21 protein-coding genes and 1 pseudogene are annotated in these 22,368 nt (G+C 71.5%); 18 read left to right on the forward strand and 4 right to left on the reverse strand.

Annotated elements, in window-relative coordinates:
* The first annotated feature begins 75 nt into the window (after positions 1-75).
* The 4 genes from clpB (at position 76) to AB5J50_RS26910 (ending at position 3,842) form a co-directional block, all read left to right on the forward strand.
* A complete protein-coding gene (clpB, locus tag AB5J50_RS26895) occupies positions 76-2,673 on the forward strand; it encodes an ATP-dependent chaperone ClpB (RefSeq protein WP_369265523.1) in 2,598 nt (865 codons plus the stop codon).
* A 24-nt stretch (positions 2,674-2,697) separates the two neighbouring features.
* Positions 2,698-2,922: a hypothetical protein gene (locus AB5J50_RS26900; RefSeq protein ID WP_327430354.1), complete on the forward strand. Its 225-nt coding sequence runs from the start codon at positions 2,698-2,700 to the stop codon at positions 2,920-2,922.
* Positions 2,919-3,239 (forward strand): type II toxin-antitoxin system PemK/MazF family toxin, encoded by a 321-nt coding sequence (locus AB5J50_RS26905; RefSeq protein WP_369260836.1) that lies wholly within the window; start codon positions 2,919-2,921, stop codon positions 3,237-3,239. The genes AB5J50_RS26900 and AB5J50_RS26905 overlap by 4 nt, the downstream gene beginning before the upstream one ends.
* A gap of 69 nt (positions 3,240-3,308) precedes the next feature.
* Complete coding sequence (locus AB5J50_RS26910) at positions 3,309-3,842, forward strand: YbjN domain-containing protein (protein ID WP_369260837.1); 534 nt, start codon at positions 3,309-3,311, stop codon at positions 3,840-3,842.
* A 41-nt stretch (positions 3,843-3,883) separates the two neighbouring features.
* Here the strand turns inward: AB5J50_RS26910 and AB5J50_RS26915 are convergent, their stop codons facing one another.
* Both AB5J50_RS26915 and AB5J50_RS26920 read right to left on the reverse strand, forming a co-directional pair.
* Complete coding sequence (locus tag AB5J50_RS26915; RefSeq protein WP_369265524.1) at positions 3,884-4,987, reverse strand: mannosyltransferase family protein; 1,104 nt, start codon at positions 4,985-4,987, stop codon at positions 3,884-3,886.
* A 250-nt stretch (positions 4,988-5,237) separates the two neighbouring features.
* Entirely contained in the window at positions 5,238-6,425 is a 1,188-nt protein-coding gene (locus tag AB5J50_RS26920) for a pyridoxal phosphate-dependent aminotransferase (protein ID WP_369260838.1), read from the reverse strand.
* Between the two features lie 116 nt (positions 6,426-6,541).
* On the opposite strand from AB5J50_RS26920, the gene AB5J50_RS26925 reads away from it, so the two are divergent.
* The 11 genes from AB5J50_RS26925 to kynU all read left to right on the forward strand — a co-directional run bounded on the left by AB5J50_RS26925 (position 6,542) and on the right by kynU (position 17,711).
* Entirely contained in the window at positions 6,542-6,844 is a 303-nt protein-coding gene (locus tag AB5J50_RS26925; protein ID WP_369260839.1) for a hypothetical protein, read from the forward strand.
* 381 nt (positions 6,845-7,225) lie between these two features.
* On the forward strand, positions 7,226-7,771 hold the full coding sequence (locus AB5J50_RS26930; RefSeq protein ID WP_369260840.1) for a DUF2617 family protein: 546 nt from the start codon (positions 7,226-7,228) through the stop codon (positions 7,769-7,771).
* Positions 7,772-7,953: 182 nt separating this feature from the next.
* Complete coding sequence (locus AB5J50_RS26935) at positions 7,954-9,603, forward strand: polyamine aminopropyltransferase (RefSeq protein ID WP_369260841.1); 1,650 nt, start codon at positions 7,954-7,956, stop codon at positions 9,601-9,603.
* A gap of 67 nt (positions 9,604-9,670) precedes the next feature.
* Positions 9,671-10,540 carry an SRPBCC domain-containing protein gene (locus tag AB5J50_RS26940; protein WP_369260842.1) on the forward strand — a complete coding sequence of 290 codons (870 nt, stop codon included), beginning with the start codon at positions 9,671-9,673 and terminating at the stop codon, positions 10,538-10,540.
* Positions 10,541-10,759: 219 nt separating this feature from the next.
* Entirely contained in the window at positions 10,760-11,548 is a 789-nt protein-coding gene (locus AB5J50_RS26945; RefSeq protein ID WP_369260843.1) for an aldose 1-epimerase, read from the forward strand.
* A gap of 10 nt (positions 11,549-11,558) precedes the next feature.
* Complete coding sequence (pyrE, locus tag AB5J50_RS26950; RefSeq protein ID WP_327430363.1) at positions 11,559-12,107, forward strand: orotate phosphoribosyltransferase; 549 nt, start codon at positions 11,559-11,561, stop codon at positions 12,105-12,107.
* A 216-nt stretch (positions 12,108-12,323) separates the two neighbouring features.
* Positions 12,324-13,346, forward strand: coding sequence for a class II fructose-bisphosphate aldolase (gene fbaA, locus AB5J50_RS26955; protein ID WP_369260844.1), 1,023 nt, complete (start codon positions 12,324-12,326; stop codon positions 13,344-13,346).
* Between the two features lie 85 nt (positions 13,347-13,431).
* Positions 13,432-14,919, forward strand: coding sequence for an MFS transporter (locus tag AB5J50_RS26960; RefSeq protein WP_369260845.1), 1,488 nt, complete (start codon positions 13,432-13,434; stop codon positions 14,917-14,919).
* A gap of 147 nt (positions 14,920-15,066) precedes the next feature.
* The gene (locus AB5J50_RS26965) at positions 15,067-15,480 is read left to right on the forward strand and encodes a DUF3151 domain-containing protein (protein WP_327430366.1); all 414 of its coding nucleotides are present in this window, start codon (positions 15,067-15,069) and stop codon (positions 15,478-15,480) included.
* Between the two features lie 157 nt (positions 15,481-15,637).
* A complete protein-coding gene (locus AB5J50_RS26970) occupies positions 15,638-16,516 on the forward strand; it encodes a tryptophan 2,3-dioxygenase family protein (RefSeq protein WP_369260846.1) in 879 nt (292 codons plus the stop codon).
* A gap of 1 nt (position 16,517) precedes the next feature.
* Entirely contained in the window at positions 16,518-17,711 is a 1,194-nt protein-coding gene (kynU, locus tag AB5J50_RS26975; protein ID WP_369265525.1) for a kynureninase, read from the forward strand.
* A 247-nt stretch (positions 17,712-17,958) separates the two neighbouring features.
* Here the strand turns inward: kynU and AB5J50_RS26980 are convergent, their stop codons facing one another.
* A complete protein-coding gene (locus AB5J50_RS26980; protein ID WP_369260847.1) occupies positions 17,959-18,564 on the reverse strand; it encodes a TetR/AcrR family transcriptional regulator in 606 nt (201 codons plus the stop codon).
* 183 nt (positions 18,565-18,747) lie between these two features.
* On the opposite strand from AB5J50_RS26980, the gene AB5J50_RS26985 reads away from it, so the two are divergent.
* Entirely contained in the window at positions 18,748-19,689 is a 942-nt protein-coding gene (locus AB5J50_RS26985) for an alpha/beta hydrolase family protein (protein ID WP_369260848.1), read from the forward strand.
* 317 nt (positions 19,690-20,006) lie between these two features.
* Positions 20,007-20,933, forward strand: coding sequence for an alpha/beta hydrolase (locus AB5J50_RS26990; protein WP_369260849.1), 927 nt, complete (start codon positions 20,007-20,009; stop codon positions 20,931-20,933).
* On the opposite strand, the pseudogene AB5J50_RS26995 reads toward AB5J50_RS26990, so the two are convergent.
* Positions 20,857-21,051: pseudogene (locus AB5J50_RS26995) on the reverse strand (hypothetical protein); the annotation flags it as partial. The gene AB5J50_RS26990 and the pseudogene AB5J50_RS26995 sit on opposite strands and share 77 nt — an antisense overlap.
* Positions 21,052-21,153: 102 nt before the next feature.
* Here AB5J50_RS26995 and AB5J50_RS27000 point away from each other — a divergent pair.
* A complete protein-coding gene (locus AB5J50_RS27000; protein ID WP_369260850.1) occupies positions 21,154-22,362 on the forward strand; it encodes an acyltransferase in 1,209 nt (402 codons plus the stop codon).
* Positions 22,363-22,368 lie beyond the last annotated feature (6 nt).

Here is a 22,368-nt window from a genome sequence, read left to right on the forward strand (position 1 = left end):
AGTCAGGCAAGGGTCTCAGGCAGCGGTCGGAGACGCCGTGAGTCAGTGGGACACCAGGAGGAGGAGAACGCGAACGTGGACGCCGAGCTGACCAATAGGAGCCGGGACGCGATCAACGCGGCCACCAGTCGGGCCGTGTCGGAGGGGCACCCGGACCTCACCCCCGCCCACCTGCTGCTCGCTCTGCTGGCGGGGCAGGAGAACGAGAACATCATTGATCTGCTGGCCGCCGTCGACGCCGACCAGGCCTCCGTCCGTGCCGGGACCGAGCGCGTCCTCGCCGGTCTGCCCAGCGTGACCGGGTCCACCGTCGCGCCCCCGCAGCCCAACCGCGAGCTGCTCGCCGTCATCGCCGAGGCTGCCGACAAGGCCAAGGAGCTCGGCGACGAGTACCTCTCCACCGAGCACCTGCTCATCGGTATCGCCGCGAAGGGCGGCCAGACCGGCGACGTACTCTCCCAGCAGGGGGCCAGTGCGAAGAAGCTGCTGGACGCGTTTCAGAAGAGCAGGGGAGGGCGCCGGGTGACGACCCCGGATCCCGAGGGCCAGTACAAGGCGCTCGAAAAGTTCGGTACCGATTTCACCGCCGCCGCGCGGGACGGGAAGCTCGATCCCGTCATCGGGCGGGATCACGAGATCCGGCGGGTCGTGCAGGTGCTGTCCCGTCGTACGAAGAACAATCCCGTGCTCATCGGTGAGCCGGGCGTGGGCAAGACCGCCGTCGTGGAAGGGCTCGCGCAGCGGATCGTGAAGGGCGACGTGCCCGAGTCCCTCAAGAACAAGCGGCTGGTCTCGCTCGACCTCGGTGCCATGGTGGCCGGGGCGAAGTACCGGGGTGAGTTCGAGGAGCGGCTCAAGACCGTGCTCGCCGAGATCAAGGACTCCGACGGGCAGATCATCACCTTCATCGATGAGCTGCACACCGTCGTGGGCGCCGGGGCCGGCGGCGACTCCGCCATGGACGCCGGCAACATGCTCAAGCCCATGCTCGCGCGTGGTGAGCTGCGCATGGTCGGTGCCACCACTCTTGACGAGTACCGCGAGCGGATCGAGAAGGACGCGGCGCTGGAGCGGCGCTTCCAGCAGGTGCTGGTCGCCGAGCCCACCGTCGAGGACACCATCGCCATTCTGCGCGGGCTCAAGGGGCGGTACGAGGCCCATCACAAGGTCCAGATCGCCGACAGCGCGCTCGTCGCGGCCGCGACCCTCTCCGACCGGTACATCACCTCCCGCTTCCTGCCCGACAAGGCCATCGACCTCGTCGACGAGGCGGCCTCCCGGCTGCGCATGGAGATCGACTCCTCCCCCGTCGAGATCGACGAACTCCAGCGTGTCGTCGACCGGTTGAAGATGGAGGAGCTGGCGATCGGCAAGGAGACCGACGCCGCCAGCAAGGAGCGGCTGGAGAAGCTGCGCCGCGACCTCGCCGACAAGGAGGAGGAGCTGCGCGGCCTCACCGCCCGCTGGGAGAAGGAGAAGCAGTCCCTCAACCGCGTCGGTGAGCTGAAGGAGAAGCTCGACGAGCTGCGCGGCCAGGCCGAACGCGCCCAGCGCGACGGCGACTTCGACACCGCCTCCAAGCTGCTCTACGGCGAGATCCCCACCCTGGAAAGGGACTTGGAGGAGGCCTCCGAGGAGGAGGAAGAAGCCGCCAAGGACACCATGGTCAAGGAGGAGGTCGGACCCGACGACATCGCCGACGTCGTGGGCGCCTGGACCGGCATCCCCGCCGGACGGCTTCTCGAAGGCGAGACGCAGAAACTCCTGCGCATGGAGGAGGAGTTGGGGCGCCGGCTCATCGGGCAGGCGGAGGCCGTGCAGGCCGTGTCCGACGCCGTACGGCGTACGCGCGCCGGAATCGCGGACCCGGACCGGCCCACCGGATCCTTCCTCTTCCTCGGCCCGACCGGCGTCGGCAAGACCGAACTCGCCAAGGCGCTCGCCGACTTCCTCTTCGACGACGAGCGGGCCATGGTCCGCATCGACATGAGCGAGTACGGCGAGAAGCACACCGTCGCGCGGCTCGTGGGCGCCCCGCCCGGGTACGTGGGCTACGAGGAGGGCGGCCAGCTCACCGAGGCCGTGCGCCGGCGCCCGTACAGCGTCATCCTGCTCGACGAGGTCGAGAAGGCGCACCCGGAGGTCTTCGACATCCTGCTCCAGGTGCTGGACGACGGGCGGCTGACGGACGGTCAGGGGCGGACGGTCGACTTCCGCAACACCATCCTGATCCTCACGTCGAACCTGGGCAGCCAGTTCCTGGTCGAGCCGCTCACCAGCGCCGAGGAGAAGAAGCAGCAGGTGCTGGAGGTCGTACGGGCCTCCTTCAAGCCGGAGTTCCTGAACCGGCTCGACGACCTGGTGGTCTTCTCGGCCCTCGGCAAGGAGGAGCTGGAGCGCATCGCCAGGCTCCAGATCGACCGCCTCGCCCAGCGCCTGGCCCAGCGCCGGCTGACCCTGGAGGTCACCGACGCGGCCCTCGCCTGGCTCGCCGACGAGGGCAACGACCCGGCGTACGGCGCGCGCCCGCTGCGCCGCCTCGTCCAGACCGCCATCGGCGACCGCCTCGCCAAGGAGATCCTGGCGGGCGAGGTCAAGGACGGCGACACGGTACGGGTGGAGGTGTTCGGGGAGGGCCTGATCGTGGGACCGGCGACGGGCAAGACGCTGTAATACGTTTCGCGATACGCTGTCTCCATGGGAACTCTGAACGTCCGCACGGACGAGGCCATGGAGACAGCCATAAGGACACTGGCTGAGGAGTACGGATCACGGACTGAGGCTGTGCGTTACGCGCTCCTGCGTACGTACAAGGAGCGGCTGATCGAGCAGGCCAAGGTGGATGCCGAGCGTCTGGCCGCCGACCCGGACGACCAGGCGGAGATGCTGGCGATCCAACGGTTCATGGGCGTCGCCGAGTGATCTTCCGGGGGGCGATCTACGAAATCAAGGCCCTGCCCGGCGCGCAGGGGAGCGAACAGCAGGGTCGGCGCTACGCGGTCGTCATCCAGTCCGACCGCTTCTCGACGAGCACGATCACGGTCGCGCTCACCTCGACGAGCGCCGGCCCTGCCGTATACCGGCCCGAGATCGAGTTCGACGGCAAGACCACCCGTATCCTGACCGATCAGATCTACTCGGTCGCGCCCACGCGGCTCGGAGACTTCAAGGGCACGCTCGACGCGGAGGAGATCAGGGCACTCGACCAGGCGCTTCTGCTCAAGCTCGGCCTGTTCTGAGTGCCGGGGTTGCCACTCCCCGCCCCGGATGGGGGAGGATGGCAGGATCCGTACGAAGGGAAATACACGGTGAGCATCGACCCGTCCTCGATTCCGAACTTCGGGGGCCAGCCCGAGCCGCAGTCCGGCGGCCCCGCGGGCCCCGTCGTCCCGGATCAGGACCTCGTGAAGCAGCTCCTCGAACAGATGGAGCTCAAGTACGTCGTCGACGACGAGGGTGACCTCGCGGCGCCGTGGGAGCAGTTCCGTACGTATTTCATGTTCCGCGGCGAGGGCGACCAGCAGGTCTTCTCGGTGCGCACGTTCTACGACCGGCCGCACCAGATCGACGAGAAGCCGACTCTGCTGGAGTCCATCGACGACTGGAACCGCCGCACGCTGTGGCCCAAGGTCTACAGCCACACGCATGACGACGGCACCGTCCGCCTGATCGGCGAGGCGCAGATGCTGATCGGCACCGGCGTCGCCCTTGAGCACTTCGTGTCGTCGACGGTCAGCTGGGTGCGGGCCGCCATCGAGTTCGACAAGTGGCTCGTCGAGCAGCTCGGCCTGGAGCAGGAGATCAACGAGGCGGAGAAGCCCGAGGACGACGACGAGGAGTAATCCTCCGGTCAGGTCCTGACGAGCGCTCCTCCCGCCAGGTCCTACAGCGGCGTGTGCGCGAGCACCACCAGATACGCGCCGTACGCGAACGAGAGCCCGGCCAGGGCGCCGACCACCAGGGTCGCGTGCCAGGGCCGGGCTCTCGCCGTCCGCACCAGCGCCGCCGCCAGCGGCAGCAGCAGCGGGAACGCCGGCAGCAGGAAGCGTGGCTTCGACTCGAAGAACCCGGAGCCGCCGAGCGTGACCAGCAGCAGTACGCCGCTGTAGACGACGAGCGGCAGCGGCGCCCGGTCCGCGATCAGCAGCGCGTACAGCAGGACGGCCGCCGCGACGATCACCAACGTCACGGGGAAGACGAAACGGTCCCCGTGCAGGAGCAGGTGCTTGACGAAGCGGAGCGAGCCCGCCCCGAAGTCGAAGCGCGAACCCCACAGCCGCTGCACGTCGAAGTAGCCGCCGAGCGGATCGCCCTTGCGGATTCCCACCCACAGCACGAAGCCGCCCCAGCCGAGCGGCGCGAGCGCGGCGCCCGTCCACAGCCTGTGGGGAACTTTTCGCCCGCGCCGCCGCCAGATCTCGTACGCCGCCGAAGCGAGGACCGCCGCGGCCACCGCGAACCCGTTCGGCCGGGCCAGCCCCGCGAGCGCCGCCAGCGTGCCCGCCCACAGCCAGCGCCCGCTGAGCACCGCGTACAGCGACCAGGCGGCGAAGGCGGTCAGCACGGGCTCCGTGTACGCCATCGACAGCACCACCGAGTGCGGAAGCAGGCCCCAGAGCAGCACGAGGGCGGTGGCGACCGCGCGGCCCCGCAGCCGGGCCCCGATCGCGTAGATCCCGCCGGCGGCAGCCGCCGCCGACAGCCAGGCGACCAGCAGGCCCGCCATGCTCGCGTTCAGCGGGCTCAGGGCGGCGACGGCGCGCACCAGCGCCGGGTACAGCGGGAAGAACGCCAGGTCGCTGTGGATGATGGTGGGCTGGAAGGTCAGCGTCCGGCCGTAGCCGTGCGCCGCGATCCCCAGGTACCAGACCGAGTCCCAGGACCGCGCGAGCAGCGCGAGCGGGTGGCCGCCGGTGGCCCAGGCGGTCGCGGCGAGCACGAGGACGCCGGTGAGGCGCGCGGCGGCGAACAGCCCCAGCGCGGTCACCACGGCGACCGGCAGGCCCCGCACGGCGCGGGACGGCCGGGCGCGGTCCCCGGGTTCCGTGCGGGCGGGGCGAGCGAGGGTACTCGGGTGGGTCACATTCGAACTCTGCGTTCCCCCAGGGGCACTCGCGACCTGTGCTCCTCCGCGCGGGTACGGTTCGGGCGCCCCCGGCGCGCCGCCCGTACGGACGGCGCCACCGGTGTTAGATAGCCCGGGCCGGTTGGGGGGGAAGAGCCCGGGCCGAGCCTGACTACCAGGCCGCCTTGAGCCGCTTCGCCGCCTCCTCCAGCACCTCCGTCTGCTTGCAGAACGCGAACCGCACGAAGGGCGCGCCCGCCTCCCGGTGGTCGTAGAAGACGGCGTTCGGAATGGCGACGACCCCGGCGCGCTCCGGCAGGGCCCGGCAGAAGGCGAAGCCGTCGGACTCGCCGAGCGGCCGGATGTCGGTGGTGATGAAGTACGTGCCCTGCGGCCGGAACACCTCGAACCCGGCCTCCGTGAGCCCCGCCGCCAGCACGTCCCGCTTGGCCAGCATGTCCGCGCGGAACGCCTCGAAGTACGTGTCCGGCAGCGTGAGCGCCTCCGCCACGGCGTACTGGAACGGCCCCGACGACACATACGTCAGGAACTGCTTCGCCGATCGTACGGCGCTGATCAGGGCCGGCGGCGCGGTCACCCAGCCCACCTTCCAGCCGGTGAAGGAGAACGTCTTGCCCGCGCTGCCGATGGTGACCGTCCGCCCGCGCATCCCCGGGAACGTGGCCAGCGGCAGATGCTCGGCGTCGTCGAAGACGAGGTGCTCGTACACCTCGTCCGTCACCACGAGCAGATCCCGCTCGACGGCGAGCTTCGCGATCGCGGTGAGCTCCTCGCGGGTGAGCACGGTGCCGGTGGGGTTGTGCGGCGTGTTGATCAGCAGCAGCCGGGTCTTGTCGGTGACCGCGTCGCGCAGCTCGTCGAGGTCGAGGCGGAAGCTGCCCTCGTGCGGGCGCAGCGTCACCGGTACGCGCGTGCCGCCCGCCATCGCGATGCAGGCCGCGTACGAGTCGTAGTACGGCTCGAAGGCGATCACCTCGTCGCCGGGTTCCAGCAGCGCGAGCAGGGTGGCGGCGATGGCCTCCGTGGCGCCCGCCGTGACCAGGACCTCGGTGTCGGGGTCGTACGACAGGCCGTACCGGCGCTCCTGGTGCGCGGCGATCGCGGTGCGCAGCTCGGGGATGCCCGGGCCCGGCGGGTACTGGTTGCCGCGCCCGTCGCGCAGCGCCCGCACGGCCGCTTCCCGGATCTCCTCGGGGCCGTCGGTGTCGGGGAAACCCTGGCCGAGGTTGATCGAACCGGTGCTCATCGCGAGGGCGGACATCTCGGCGAAGATCGTCGTCCCGAACTCGGCGAGCCGGCGGTTGAGGAAGGGGCGTGCGGTGGAGGTCATGCCGGTCATCCTGCGCCCAAGCTCTGGACTTCCTCAACTCTGCTTTGCGCCGTGAGACGCGGGGGCATTTCCACGGCACGGCCCACGGGGGGCCGCTTTCGGGGGAACGAAAGGAGGGTGACGCCATGATCATCGGCCTCATCCTGGCGGGCGTCTGCATCCTGGTCGTCGTGGTCCTTGTGGCCACGGACCGCAGTCAGAAGGTCAGCCTCTCGAAGAGTGGCCGCAGGTCCCACCGCGGCTCCTCCTCGGACAGCGGAAGCAGCAGCAGCTGGTGGGCCGGCGGGGCGGACGGCGCCTCGTCCTGCGGCGGCGGCTCGGGAGGGCACCACTCGTCGTGCGGCGGTTCCTCGTCGTGCGGCGGGGGCTCGTCCTGCGGAGGCGGGTCCTCCTGTGGCGGCGGGGGCGGATGCGGCGGAGGCAGCTGACACGGGGCAGCTGAGCTCCCTGTGGGGGAAGCGCATCCGGAGCACTCGGAAGTGCCTGTCGGGCAACGGCTGCCGGCGGGCACTTCCGCGCGCCCGGCGTGCGCCGTAGTTGAACAGTTGAGCTGTGGAGCCCTCGGGGGGATGGAAACCCTACGAAGTTGGGTAAAAACGCTGTGGCGGCGCCACAGTTCATGATTCCCTCTAAATCACCAACGCAGCCCCGAGCCGACAGGCCTCGGACACCCGTCGGACGCGTCCGTGGGACGCGCCCTTCGGATGTCCTTCTGGTGTCCTTCCGACCGGGCTGACCGGGCCGTTCCCCCGGTGCCGACCGGGTGCGCCGGATCCCCACCTCCCTTTGCGTGCTAGCGGAGCCGACCCATGCTCACGACCCTGAAAACCTCGTACACCGACACGCGCGCGGCAGATCTCGCCTGGACCCTGGGCCGGGAACCGCTGCCGGCCCTCGCCACCCTCGACCTCGAACTCGCCGGAGCGAAGCTCCAGTTGAGACTCCTCGGCGCCTCCCACCAGGTACTCCTGGAGGAGGAGAAGGGCAGTTGCTCGGAGACGGTCGCGTGCATCCCGGGTTCCAGCACCCCCCTCCCGCTCGGCGTGGCGAAGCGGGTCGGCGACTGGGAGTACGAGTTCGCGGCCCGCGTCGAAGTGCTGTCCCCCGGCTCCTTCGCGGGCCGCGCCCAGGAGTTGCTGGCCCTGGTCTCCGACCACCCCAACGGCCTCGCCGGCGTCTTCCCCGGCAGCCCGCACGCCTTCACCGCGCTGCTGGCCCAGCGCCACGAGGGCCAGGTCCACTGGCGCACGTGGCACGCGTACCCGCAGGACGGGCAGTTGGTGGCGACGCGGACGAGGGTGGGGGTCCGGGTGGTGACGGGGAGAGATCTTCCTGTGCTGGTGGGCGAGGGCTGACCATATTCAGCCGCCGTCCGGCGTGTGAGGACGAGGCAGTTCAGGCCGAAGCGGGGATCTGGGGGGTTCTGGGGGCGGCAGCCCCCGGTGACGCCCACTCCAACCCCGGTTATCCCAAAGCGCAACGGTTCCACACGTGTGGGTGACGAGGCGTAGCGCCAGTGTGACGTAGCGTTCGCTGGGTGATCGAACCGCACGCGCCCGCTCCCCCCGGCGCGCCGCCACCCTGGGGCGTCCAGGGCCAGGCGCGGCTGCCCGTACGACCGGGCTTCGGCCGGTTCCTCGTCCTCGCCGGAGTATTCGTATGCGCGGCGTGTGGACTCGTGTACGAACTCGAACTCGTCGCCCTCGCCTCGTACTTGATCGGCGACTCGGTCACCCAGGCGTCCGTCGTGCTCTCCGTCATGGTCTTCGCCATGGGCATCGGCTCCCTCGCCGCGAAGCGGCTGCGCCCCCGCGCCGCGGCCGGTTTCGGCGCGGTCGAGGCGGCGCTCGCGCTGGTCGGCGGATGCAGCGCGATGGCGCTCTACGCGGTGTTCGCGTGGACGGGTGACTGGGGCGGCGTCTGGGCGAACGGATCCCGGTATCTGCTGGTGGCCTTCTCCCTCACCATCGGCCTGCTGATCGGCGCCGAAGTCCCCCTCCTGATGGAGCTGATACAGCGCATCCGCCGCCAGGACCCGGGTGGCGCGGTGGCGGACCTGTTCGCGGCGGACTACGTGGGCGCGCTGGTCGGTGGCCTGGCCTTTCCCTTCCTCCTGCTCCCGATGCTCGGCCAGCTGACGGGCGCGCTGCTCACCGGAACTGTGAACGCGGTGGCCGGCGGAGCCCTCGTACTGGGTTTGTTCCGCCGGGACTTGACCCGCCGGGCACGCTGGCTGCTGCTGGTCGCCAATCTCGTCGTCCTCGGACTGCTCGGCGCGGCCGCGGTGCTGGTCGACGATTTCGAACGGGCCGCGCGGCACGCGGTGTACGGGGCGGACGTACGGGTCGCGCTCCGGACCGGGGAACAGGAGATCGTCCTCACCGGCGGCACGCACGGCCGGCCGCTCGACCTCTTCCTCGACGGCCGTCTGCGGGTCAGCGGCCGCGACGAGGACCGCTATCACGAGGCGCTCGTGCACCCCGCGATGAACGGCCCGCACGCGCGTGTGCTCATCCTCGGCGGCGGCGACGGGCTCGCCGCGCGCGAGGTGCTGCGCTACCCCGGGGTGCGCAGCGTGGACGTGGTGGAACTCGACGCGGGCGTGGTGCGGCTGGCGCGCCACGACCGGGCGCTGTCCGCCCTGAACGGCCATGCGTACGACGACGCACGCGTGCACGTCATGAACGCGGACGCCTTCCGCTGGCTGCGCGGCGCCCCGTCGACGTACGACGTGGTGATCTCGGACCTCCCCGACCCGGGCATCACGGCCAGTACGAAGCTGTACTCGCAGGAGTTCTACGGCCTCGCGTACCGCGTCCTGGCCCCCGACGGCCGGCTGGCCGTGCACGCGGGCCCGGTGACCTGCCGCCCCCGGGTCTTCTGGACGGTCGACACGACGATGCGAGCGGCCGGGCTCCGCACCACGCCCTACCGTGTGGGCGGCCGGGAGTCCGGCTTCGCGGCGGGCCCCGACCGCACGGCGGGCGGTGCTTCGAAGGCCCCGGGCGACTGGGGCTTCATCCTGGCCTCCCGCACGGGCGTACCCCTGAGCCTCGCGCCGGACGGCCCACGCCTGCGCACCCTGACCCCGGCGGGCCTGGCGGCGGACGCGCGCGCGGCCTCCCGCACCCGCGTCGCGGGTTCGCTCCCGCCCTCCACGCTGGTGCATCCGCGGTACGCCGACTGAGGCGGAGCCGGGCGAATCCGGTGATACGCGGGTGCGGTCCGGGCCGTGCTGGGTAGGCTCGGCTGACATGGAGCATGAGGTGTTCGTTCCGGTTCCGGCCGAGCGGCTGAGGGAGGCGCTGGCCGATCCCGTACGGGTGGCCCGCGCGGTACCCGGCCTCCAGCAGGACGCGGGGACGCCACCCGTCTCCGGCCGCCTGAAGGTCCGCGTCGGCGGCCACACGATCACCTATCGCGGTGCGCTCCGGGTCATCGCCCAGGACGACGGCACCTACGCCGTCGAGGGCGACGCGACCGAGGCCCGCGGCGCCGGCTCGGTGAAACTGGCGCTCGCCGTGCGTCTTGTTCCGGCGGACGGTGGCACGACGCTTGTCTTCAGCGGGATGGCCTCCGGGGACGGGCGGGTGGCGGAACTGGCGCCGGATGCCGTGTTCTCGGCGGGGGCGCGGCTGCTGGGGCGGTTCGCGGAGAACTTGGGGGCGGGGTCTTCGGGCGGCTCTTCGGGCGAGGGGGAGCCTGCTGAGCGGGATGCGGTGACTGAGGGGGATACGGAGCCTGGGCTGGATGCGGTGGCTGAGCCCGAGTCCGAGCCCGATTCTGAGCCTGAGGCTGAGTCCTCCTCTGTCTTCGATACCGAGGTTCCGCCTCCCGCGCTCGATCCGCTGGTGGATGACGAGCTGGCCGGGGAGGAGTTCGTGGTGGGGGCGGGGGAGCCGGGACCGGAGGATGCCATGGCCGAGGCGGCGCATGCGCGGCGGACGATGATCGGCCGTAGTGCGGAGGAGGTGGACCATGCGCCTCCGCGTGGCCGCTATGCCCCCGTTCCGGCGCCTGAGGCCACCGCCGCCCGTGCCACTCTGCGGTGGGCGGCCCCTGCGGCGGCGCTGGCGCTGGCCTCGGCGATCGCGCTGACGCGGGCCCTGCGGAGACGGCGCTGAGTTTTCTCGCCCCCGCCGCCCCAGACCCCGTGGGTTGTGTTTTGTCTGCGGGCCGGTGGGGGCTTGCCGCGCAGTTCCCCGCGCCCCTTAAGGGGCGCGGGGAACTGCGCAATCTTTCAGCGGGGGTCTGGGGGCGCAGCCCCCAGGAACGGATGGGACGGGTAGGGGCGGCGGGGGCGAAATCCCCGGGGGTGGGGTCGTCCCAGTAGGGTCAACTTCGTGAGTAACGAAGACATCACGCTGACCGCGGGTGACGCGGAGGTGACCGTGGCGCCGGGTAACGGCGGACGGGTCGGAAGTCTGCGGGTCGGCGGCGTCGAACTGCTGCGGCAGGGCGAGAAGTTCGGGTGCTTCCCGATGGTTCCGTGGTGCGGAAGGATCCGCGACGGACGGTTCCTGGACGGGGCGACCGTCCAGCAGATGCCGCTCAACTCCCCACCGCACGCCATCCACGGCACGGCAAGAGACGGCGCCTGGAAAACCGCCCGCACCGCCAGGAACGAGGCCGTCATCACGCACGACCTCGTGGACCCCTGGCCCCACCCCGGCCGCGTCACCCAGGTCTTCACCCTGACCGAGGACGCCTTCACGCTCACCATGTCCGTGGAGACGTACGGCAATTCCTTCCCCGCCCAGATCGGCTGGCACCCGTGGTTCAACAGGAACCTCGGCCAGCAGGACGCACAGGTCGGCTTCACCCCCGCCTGGCAGGAGGAGCGCGGTGACGACCACCTGCCCACCGGTCGCCGGATCGAGCCGAAGCCCAGCCCCTGGGACGACTGCTTCGGCATGCCGGGCGGGGTCGACGTGACGCTCACCTGGCCGGGGCAGATCGAGCTGAAGGTCGCCAGCCGGGAGGAGTGGGTGGTCGTCTACGACGAGCAGGAGGCCGCCGTGTGCGTGGAGCCGCAGACCGGGCCGCCCAACGGGCTGAACACCCACCCTCGCCTGGTCACTCCCATCGAGCCCCTCGAAGCCACCACGACCTGGAGCTGGCGGCGCCTCTAAGCTGGCGGACATGAGTGACGTACGCGGCGCCCTGCTGCAGGAGATCAAGGACAAGGCCGTGGTGCACGGCAAGGTGACCCTTTCGTCGGGCAAGGAAGCCGACTACTACATCGACCTTCGCCGGATCACGCTCGACGGTGTGGCCGCTCCGCTGGTCGGTCAGGTCATGCTCGACCTGACGGCCGAGATCGACTTCGACGCCGTCGGCGGTCTGACCCTCGGCGCGGACCCGGTCGCGACCTCGATGCTGCACGCCTCCGCCGCGCGCGGGAAGACGCTGGACGCCTTCGTCGTCCGCAAGGCCGGCAAGGCCCACGGCCTCCAGCGCCGCATCGAGGGTGCCGAGGTCAAGGGCCGCCGTGTCCTGGCGGTCGAGGACACCTCCACCACCGGCGGCTCGGTGCTGACCGCGGTCGAGGCGCTGCGCGAGGCCGGTGCCGAGGTCGTCGCCGTGGCCACGATCGTGGACCGGGACACCGGTGCCGCCGAGGCGGTCGCCGAGCAGGCCGGCGTGCCGTACCTCTTCGCGTACTCCAAGACGGACCTCGGCCTGGACTAGGCATCTCCCAGGCTCCAGCACGGGACCCCGACGCGCTCGGGGTCCCGTGTCTCGTATCCCGTGTCCCGTATCCCGGACGCGGTGTCTGGAGCATCCGGCCAAGTCTGGAAAGATGGGGACGACGATGACGTCGCCCCCCTAGGTCAGGGCCGAAAGCACCAGTCCCGACGTACCGCAGCAGCAGTACGCAGACCCGCACATACAAGGAGCGGACAGATGCCCATCGCAACCCCCGAGGTCTACAACGAGATGCTCGACCGGGCGAAGGCAGGCAAGTTCGCCTACCCGGCCATCAACGTGACCTCGACCCAGACCCTGCACGCTGCGCTGCGCGGCTTCGCGGAGGCCGAGAGCGACGGCATCATCCAGATCTCCACCGGTGGTGCGGAGTTCCTGGGCGGCCAGTACAACAAGGACATGGTGACCGGCGCCGTCGCGCTCGCCGAGTTCGCGCACATCGTCGCCGCGAAGTACGACATCACGGTCGCGCTGCACACGGACCACTGCCCCAAGGACAAGCTGGACGGCTACGTACGTCCGCTGCTCGACATCTCCGCCGAGCGCGTCGCCAAGGGTGAGAACCCGCTGTTCCAGTCGCACATGTGGGACGGCTCCGCCGAGACCCTCGCCGACAACCTGGCCATCGGCCAGGAGCTGCTCGCCAAGGCCGCCGCCGCGAAGATCATCCTTGAGGTCGAGATCACCCCCACCGGCGGTGAGGAAGACGGCGTCTCGCACGAGATCAACGACGAGCTGTACACGACCGTCGACGACGCGCTGCGTACCGCCGAGGCCCTCGGCCTGGGCGACAAGGGCCGCTACCTGCTCGCCGCGTCCTTCGGCAACGTGCACGGCGTCTACAAGCCGGGCAACGTCGTACTGCGCCCCGAGCTCCTCAAGGACCTCCAGGCGGGCGTCGCCGCCAAGCACGGCAAGGCGAACCCGTTCGACTTCGTCTTCCACGGCGGCTCCGGCTCGACCGCCGAGGAGATCGCCACCGCGCTGGAGAACGGCGTCGTGAAGATGAACCTCGACACCGACACCCAGTACGCCTTCACGCGTCCCGTCGCGGACCACATGTTCCGCAACTACGACGGCGTCCTGAAGGTCGACGGCGAGGTCGGCACGAAGTCGAAGTACGACCCGCGCACCTGGGGCAAGCTGGCCGAGGCCGGCATGGCGGCGCGTGTGGTCGAGGCCTGCGCGGCGCTGCGTTCCACGGGCACCAAGCTCAAGTAGTACCCCTCCGGTACTCCCGCGAGTACTCCCCATCGGTTCGGGCTCGGCACCCCGCGGTGCCGGGCCCTTCCGTATGCTCCGAGGTATGGCTGCCCCGGCGCAGGAGAGACCGGACGTACGGATTTCCACCCCCACCGGGAAGTGGATCCTGCTGACCACCGTCCTTGGCTCCAGCATGGCCATGCTGGACTCCACGGTCGTCAATGTCGCGCTGCCCCGCATCGGCCGTGACCTGGACGCGAGCCTCGCGGATCTCCAGTGGACCGTGAACGCGTACATGCTCACCCTGGCGGGGCTGATCCTGCTGGGCGGCTCGCTCGGGGACCGCTTCGGGCGCCGGAAGGTGTTCGTCATCGGTGTGGTGTGGTTCGCCGCGGCCTCCCTGCTGTGCGGGCTCGCGCCGAGTGGCGGTGTGCTGATCGCCGCCCGGGCGTTGCAGGGGGTCGGCGGGGCGCTGCTCACCCCCGGCTCGCTCGCGCTCATCCAGGCGTCCTTCCATCCGGACGACCGGGCCCGGGCCGTCGGCCTGTGGTCCGGCTTCGGGGGCGTCGGCGCGGCGGTCGGCCCGTTCCTGGGCGGCTGGCTGGTGGACGGCCCCGGCTGGCGCTGGGTCTTCCTGCTGAACATCCCGGTGGCGCTGGTGTGCGCCCCGATCGCGCTCCGGCACGTCCCCGAGTCGGCCGACGGCCAGTCGCACAAGGGCTTCGACGTGCTCGGCGCCGCCCTCGGCGCACTGTCGCTCGCACTGGTGACGTACGCGCTGATCGAGGCCCGCAGCGGCTCCGTGCTCGTCGTGGTGACGGCGGTCCTGGGCGTCGCCGCGGGGGTCGCCTTCGTGTACGTCGAGAAGCGGCGGCCCGATCCGATGATGCCGCTCGACATCTTCGCCTCGCGCCAGTTCACGGCCGTCAATCTCGTCACCCTGTGCGTGTACGCGGCCTTCGCAGGGTTCTTCTTCCTGACCGCGCTCCAGCTCCAGGTCGTCGCGGGTTACTCGGCCCTCCAGGCCGGTACGGCGCTGCTGCCGACGACCGCCCTGATGCTGCTGTTCTCCGCCCGCTCCGGCGAGCTCGCCCAGCGCATCGGCCCGCGCATCCCGCTCACGGTGGGCCCGCTGCTGTGCGCGGCGGGGATGCTGCTGATGCTGCGGGTGGGCCCGGACGCCTCGTACGTCGTCGATGTCCTGCCCGCGCTGCTGGTGATGGGCGCGGGCATGGTGACGCTGGTCGCGCCGCTGACCGCCACCGTCCTCGCCTCCGTGGCCACCGCGCGCGCGGGCCTGGCCAGCGGCATCAACAACGCGGCGGCCCGCGCGGCCGGTCTCATCGCCGTGGCCGCGCTGCCGCTGCTCACCGGGATGGGCCCGGATGCGTACCGCTCGGCGGACGCCTTCAACGCCGCCTTCCGGCGGGCGATGCCGCTGTGCGCGGGCATCCTGGTGGTGGGGGCGGCGCTGGCCTTCACGACCGTACGCCGCCTGGCACCCGACTGCCGGCGCCCCGAGTGCCGTACGCACGGGTGTGTGACGGCGCCGCCGCTGGAGCCGTCTACGTCTCGGGGACGGCTCGCCTGAGTTCCCCGCGCCCCTTCAGGGGCGCGGGGAACTGCGCAATCTTTTGAGCGGGGGTCTGGGGGCGCAGCCCCCAGGGGACGGCCACCCCAAGACACCCGCACCGAACACCGGCCCAAGCACAGCGCAGCGTGCAGCAGACTGGAACCCATGACGATTCACGAGAACCTCCTCGGGGGACCGCCCCCGACCCACCTGCCCGACGACCCGGAGCCGCGCGAGCTTCTCGCGAACGGCACGGCGCCCGCCGATGTCGCCGCGAAGTACCCCACCTCCTCGCTCGCCTGGGCGCAGCTCGCCGACGAGGCGTACGAGCGTGGCAGTGTCGTCGAGTCGTACGCCTATGCCCGTACCGGCTACCACCGCGGCCTGGACTCCCTGCGGCGCAACGGCTGGAAGGGCCACGGCCCGGTGCCTTGGGAGCACGAGCCGAACCGCGGCTTCCTGCGCGCCCTGCACGGCCTCGCCCGTGCCGCGCAGGCGATCGGCGAGCAGGAGGAGTACGAGCGCTGCAGCCAGTTCCTGAAGGACTCCTCGCCGACGGCGGCGCAGACGCTGGGCTGAGTCCACGCAGGTCACGCGGGTCCGCCTGGTCGATGTGACCAGGCGGACCTTGCGGTTTCGGGGGACGATTGTGGAGGATGCCCGGTGGGGACCGGGGCCCCCGTGTCGATAACGGCAGGGGCGGACCGCTACCCGGAGTACGCATCAGGAGACAGCGATGTCGTCCCATCCGGCCCAGCCCGTCGAGGTTCAGCCCGCAGAGGCTCAGCTCGCAGAGGCTCAGGAGCCCGAGACCCCGCATCTCGACTTCCAGGGAACCACCCCGTACGAGGACTACGTCCAGGCGGACGTCCTCACCCACCTCCAGCACACCCGCTCCGACGACCCCGGAGAGATGGTCTTCCTGGTCACCACCCAGGTCATGGAGCTGTGGTTCACGGTCATCGTCCACGAGTGGGAGACGGCGGCGAAGGCCCTCCGCTCGGACGACGTCCCGACGGCCGTGGCCGCGCTGAAGCGGTCCGTACGGGAACTGGAGGCGCTGAACGCCTCCTGGCGGCCGCTCGGCCAGCTCACCCCCGGCCAGTTCAACTCGTACCGCTCCGCCCTCGGCGAGGGCTCCGGCTTCCAGTCCGCGATGTACCGCCGGATGGAGTTCCTGCTCGGCGAGAAGTCCGCGTCCATGCTGGTCCCGCACCGGGGCGCGCCGCGCGTGCACGCCGAGCTGGAGAAGGCGCTGCACGAACCGAGCCTGTACGACGAGGTGCTGCGGCTGCTGGCGCGGCACGGGCACGCGATCCCCGACGCCGTGCTGTCGCGGGACGTGTCCGCGAGGTACGAGCCCTCTCCCGAGGTCGAGGCCGCGTGGACGTCCCTGTACGCGGGCCCCGAGAACGATGAACTCGCCCGTCTCGGCGAGGCGTTGACCGATGTCGCCGAGCTGGTGTGGCGATGGCGCAACGACCATCTCGTCGCCACGCGCCGCGCGATGGGCGCGAAGACCGGCACGGGCGGCTCCGCCGGGGTGGCCTGGCTGGAGAAGCGGGCGCAGAAGAACGTATTCCCGGAGCTGTGGACGGCGAGGTCCCATGTCTGACATGCCTGAGCTGCGGGAGAGGGCCGCCGAGCTCGACGCGGCCGACGAACTCGCCAAGCTGCGCGAGCAGTTCGTGCTGGACGAGGTCGTGTACCTGGACGGGAACTCCCTGGGCGCGCTGCCGGTGGGGGTGCCCGGGCGGGTCGACCACGTGGTGCGCCGGCAGTGGGGTGAGCTCCGTATCCGCTCCTGGGAGGAGAGCGGGTGGTGGACGGCGCCGGAGCGGATCGGTGACCGGATCGCTCCGCTGGTCGGGGCCGCGCCCGGGCAGATCGTGGTCGGTGACTCGACAAGTGTGAACGTTTTCAAGGCACTTGTGGGAGCCGTGCGCCTGGCCGGGGACGGCCGCGACGGCCGGAACGAGATCCTCGTCGACGCGACGACGTTCCCGACGGACGGGTACATCGCGGCGTCGGCGGCGCGCCTGACGGGTTGCGAGCTGCGTCCGCTGGAACCGTCGGAGGTGCCGGGTGCGGTGGGACCCCGTACGGCGGCGGTCCTGCTGAACCACGTCGACTACCGCACGGGCCGGTTGCACGACCTTCCGTCGCTGACGTCCGCGATCCATGACGCGGGCGCGCTCGCGGTCTGGGACCTGTGCCACAGCGCGGGCGCCCTGCCGGTCGGGCTGGACGAGCACGGGGTCGACCTGGCGGTCGGCTGCACGTACAAGTACCTTAACGGCGGCCCTGGTTCACCGGCGTACCTGTACGTCCGCGGCGACCTCCAGGACCGCTTCGACTCCCCCCTCCCCGGCTGGAACTCCCACGCCGACCCCTTCGGCATGAGCCCGTCGTACGCGCCCGCGCCGGGCGCGCTGCGGGGCCGCGTCGGCACGCCGGACATCCTCTCGATGCTGGCCCTCGAAGCGGCGCTGGAGGTGTGGGAGGACGTCTCGATCGACGCCGTCCGCGCCAAGTCCCTCGCCCTGACGGACTTCTTCCTGGAGTGCGTCGCGGCGTACGTCACCGGGGGCAGGGTGGAGTCGATCACTCCGTCCGCCCACGCGGAACGCGGCAGCCAGGTCGCGCTGCGCTGCCCCGACGCCGGCGAGGTGATGAAGCGCCTCATCGAACGCGGCGTGGTCGGCGACTTCCGCCACCCGGACGTCCTGCGCTTCGGCTTCACGCCGCTGTACGTGGGGTTCGGGGACGTGGAGCGGGCCGCGAGGGTGTTGGGGGAGACGCTGGGGTAGGCGCCGGGGTCGGTGGGTCGGGGCCGGTCCGGTACATCGCGAGCCCGTCGCCGGTGGACATTACTGTCCGCTGCCACGGCGGAACTGGGCAAGCGACCACGTAAGCGACGGGCTCACGATGTACCGGCCCGGCCCCTTCCGTGCGTGGCCGACCGCGGGCGCGCTCTTCAGGGGCGCGGGGAACTGCGCAATCTTTTGGGCCAGCCCCCACCCACCCCGCAGCCAAAGAACCGGCCACGGGGTCTTGTCACCCGACGACGTACACCCCGGCCACGGCCGCGGCAACCGCCGCCTCGGCCGCACGATCGGCCGCGGCGGCATCCGGAACCACCCCCGTGGTGAGCAACGCGTAATACAGCGGCGCCGACACCGCCCGCACGACCAGCCCAGCATCGGTCCCCACCGGCAACTCCCCCCGCACAACCCCTTGTTCCACACACGGCGCCCACTCAGCGACCCGCACGTCATAGAACCGCCGCAACGCCTCCGCCGTACGAGAGTCACACGCCGCCGCAGCAATGACCGCCCGGAACAACGCCCCTTGCCGAGGATCGGCCAGCGTCCGCCGCACCAGCGCGGCATTGGCCCGCAGGTCACCGAGCACGCTCCCCGTCTCCGTACGGGGAACGGACTGTTCGGCCATGTCGCCGAGCAGATCGGCGACCAGCCCCGTCACCGACCCCCACCGCCGGTACACGGTCGTCTTCCCCACCTCGGCCCGCCGGGCCACATCGGCCAGATCGAGATGCGCGAACCCCTGCTCGGCGAGCACATCCCCGGCGGCCTGCAACACGGCCGCACGGACACGCGCGGTGCGCCCTCCGGGACGTACGGTGCCGGGCTCGGCGGACATGGCGACCTCCTTGAGGGACGTGAATGCGGACGCATCCAGCGTAACGAAACAGCAGGACCGTTTAACCCTCACCGAGCGTGATATCCCGGTGTAGACGCACGTCACGGGCCTGATACCGTCCCGGCCAACGGCCGAATTCTCCCCTGGTCCGCCAAATCCGTTTCACCGCTGAGAGGTTGGAGCATGCAGGACGACGCCGCAGCCGACGGGACCGCAGCGGAGCGCGACGCCGCGGAAGAGGCGTCGGCCTTCTCGCACCCGCCCGTGGACCCCGACATCACCGCCGCGTACGGCGACGACCCCGACCAGGTGATCGACTTCTACGTCCCGCGCGAGCCGGACCCCGCGGTCCTCGCCCCTCTCGTGGTCGTCCTGCACGGCGGTGCCTGGCGCGCCCCGTACGACCGTCGCCACATCACCCCGTTCGCGGACTTCCTCGCGCGCCGTGGTTTTGCCGTGGCGAACGTCGAGTATCGGCGGGGTGGCCCCGCCGCCAAGCAGGAGGGCGGCCCGATCCCCGCGCAGGGCGGGCCGGCTCCGGTGCGGGGCGCCGGTGGTCCGGTCGCGGGTCGCTGGCCGGACACCTTCGACGACATCGCGGCCGCGTTCGACGCGCTGCCCGCCCTCGTGCGCGAGCTGCTGCCGCAGGCCGATGCCCGGCGCATGGTCGTCACGGGCCACTCGGCGGGCGGTCAGCTGGCCCTGTGGGTCGCTGCGCGTCACCTCCTTCCCGCCGACGCTCCCTGGCGCACCGACCGGCCCGCCCCCCTGCGCGGCGTCGTCGCCCTCGCCCCGATCGCTGACTTCCAGGTCGCGGAGGAGCTCGACGTCTGCGGCGGTGCCGTCCGACAACTCCTGGGCGGGGAAGGTGAGTTCGCGGAGCGCCTGCCGTACGCCGACCCGGCGCTCCTCCTCCCTACCGGTATCGCCACCACGCTCGTCCAGGGCCGCACCGACATCGTCGTCCCGCAGGCCGTCGCCGAGTCGTACGCCGACGCGGCCGCCAAGGCGGGAGAGGTGGTCGGCCTGACGCTCCTGGAGGACGTCGGCCACTTCCCCCTGATCGACCCGGCGGCGGACGCGTGCGCGGTGGTGGCCGAGGAGATCGCCCAGCTCGCCTGGTGACCGATCGTCCAACTTGCCTGGTGGGATGGGGAGTTGGCTGTTCCCCTGAGTGTTCCCGGTCATACCCGTAGTACCTGAGAGCTACCTCTCAGGTGAGCTCCCCAGTGGGACGCCGACGACACGACACGGTCCGTAACTTCCCTTCCAGCGACGCCCGATGAATGGGCGGACTGGGAGGGAAGGACACCATGGGATTCCGGGCGACGCCGAGCCGCGAGGAGGGCCGCGAGGAGGGCCAAGAGGGGCTGGGGGCTGCCCGGGCTGCGGGGGTGGAGGGGCTTGGGTCCGGCCGGGGCGCGGGGCGAGTCGTCCGGCGGGTGCGTCGTACTCTGCTCGCCGCGCTGGTCATGGGCGCCGTGGTCGTGCCCGTGTCCGCCGCCGCCCGGCCTCGGATACCCGCCCCGGCACCCGCGGTCCTCGCCCCGCTGACGGGATCGACGCTGGACACGGCGTATGCGGCCAACCGAGCCGACGCCGCGGAGGCGGCCCGCATGGCCGCGGACCACGGCGACCGCACCCGCGCCGCCGCTGACCGCGCCATGGCCGACCCCTCCCGCCGCTTCCTCTCCTTCGACGGCCGGGGCGCCGGCCAGGCCGTCGAGGTCTTCGGCGACCTCGCCCACGCCGACCGCGTGGCCGTCCTGGTCCCCGGTTCCGACACCACCCTGGAGACGTACGGCCGCTTCCGCGCCGGCGCCCTCGCTCTGCACGACCGCCTCGGCCCGCACACGGCCGTCGTCGCCTGGCTCGGCTACGAGACGCCGGGCACGGTGAGTCCCACGGTCCTGACGACGGGCCGGGCGGAAGACGCGGCCCCGCGCCTGAAGGGGTTCATACGCGAACTGCGCGGCGTCGTCGGCCAGTCGGCGCGGATATCCCTGCTGTGCCACTCGTACGGCTCGGTGGTCTGCGGCCGCGCGGCCCAGGGTCTGGACGTGGCGGACATCGCCCTCGTCGGCAGCCCGGGCACCGGCGCGGACTCCGCGGCGGCGCTGCACACGTCCGCCCGCGTCTGGGCGGCCCGAGGCGCCGACGACTGGGTCGCGCATGTTCCGCACACGAGCGCCGACCTCTTCGGCACGACCGTCGGCTTCGGGACCGACCCGGTGTCCCCTGCCTTCGGTGCCCACGTCTTCGCGGCGGGCGACGGCGGCCACAGCGACTACTTCACACCGGGCTCGGTGTCTCTGGACAACCTCGCCCGCATCGTCCTCGGCGACACCTCGGAGGTGACCCGTGCGTGAAATCAGCCTGCGTGAAACGCGGCGGCGGGAAAGGCGCCTGCGTGAGATGCGGCGGCGTGAAATGCGCCTGCGTGAAGTGAGTGCGCCTAAATCGAGTCCGCGTGAAGTGAGCCCGCCTGAATCGAGTGAATCAAGTCCGCGTGAAGTCAGTCCGCGTCTTCGGAAGAACGCTCCGGCTCGCGCCGACGCCCCGCAGGAGTCACCCCCGGCCGTGGGCCGCGTGCCCCGACCCCGTCCCGCGCTGAACGCCATACGCACCGCCGCACACCGCATCGACGAGGCGACCCCCGGGGAGCGGGACCGTGCCGTCGATGCCCTGCGGGCCCTCGCGATCCTCGGCGTCGTCCTCGGCCACTGGCTGGTGACGGCCCTGGTCGCGGACGGCGGCGCGCTGCGCACGGCGAGCCCCTTGCAGCACATGCCCTGGCTGGCTCCGATCTCCTGGGTCTTCCAGACGCTCGCCGTGTTCTTCCTGGTGGGCGGCCATGTGGCGACGAAGAGCTATGCGTCGGCGCGGGCGCGCGGCACGACGTACGGGCAGTGGGTGCGTGCCCGACTGGGCCGTCTCTTCAGGCCGGTGGCGGCGGTGCTGACCCTCTGGACGGCGGCCACGGGCTGTCTGCTCGCGTCGGGCGCGGACTTCGCGACGGTCCACACGCTGGTGAAGCTCGCCCTGTCCCCGCTCTGGTTCCTCCTGGTCTTCGCCGGACTGACCGCGGCGACGCCCCTGGTGACGCGGATCAACCCGCTGTGGCCGCTGGCCGTCGTTCTCCATGTGGACCTCATTCGCTTCGGCCTCGGCGGCCCGTCCTGGCTCGGCTGGGTGAACGTCGCGGCGGGCTGGCTGGTGCCGTACACCCTCGGCGCGGCCTGGACACGCGGTGAGCTGGACCGGCGGCGCGCGGGCTGGGTGCTGTTCACCGGCGGTGCGGCCGTGACGGCGGCGCTGGTGGCGTGGGCCGGCTATCCGGCGTCGATGGTCGGCGTCCCGGGCGCCGCGGTCTCCAACCTGGACCCGCCGACTCTGGCCGCGGTCACCTTCGGTCTGGCCCAGTGCGGCCTCGCCCTGCTGCTGCGCGAGCCGCTGCGCCGGGTGATGCGGCGCCCCGCGGCCTGGGCGGGGATCGCCTTCGCCAATCTCTCCGCGATGACGATATTCCTGTGGCACCAGACGTCCATGATGGCGGTCACCGCCCTGGGCCTCCTCATGGGCCGTCTCCCCGGCCTGCACACCACCCCGGACGGGCTGGGCTGGGTGGCCGCCCGGCTCGCCTGGCTGCCCGTCTTCGCCCTCGCCCTCGCCGTCTGCTGGTCCGCCTTTCGCACCTACGAACAGGGGCCGCGCCGCCGCGCCGGCCGCCCGTCGCGAGTCGTCCGCGTCCACCGCCGCCCCGGCAGGGCGGGAGCGAAGGCGAGCCCTCGTGCCTAGGGTTGG

Origin of the sequence: Streptomyces sp. R35 (assembly GCF_041053035.1) — a bacterium.
Lineage (GTDB): Bacteria > Actinomycetota > Actinomycetes > Streptomycetales > Streptomycetaceae > Streptomyces > Streptomyces lutosisoli.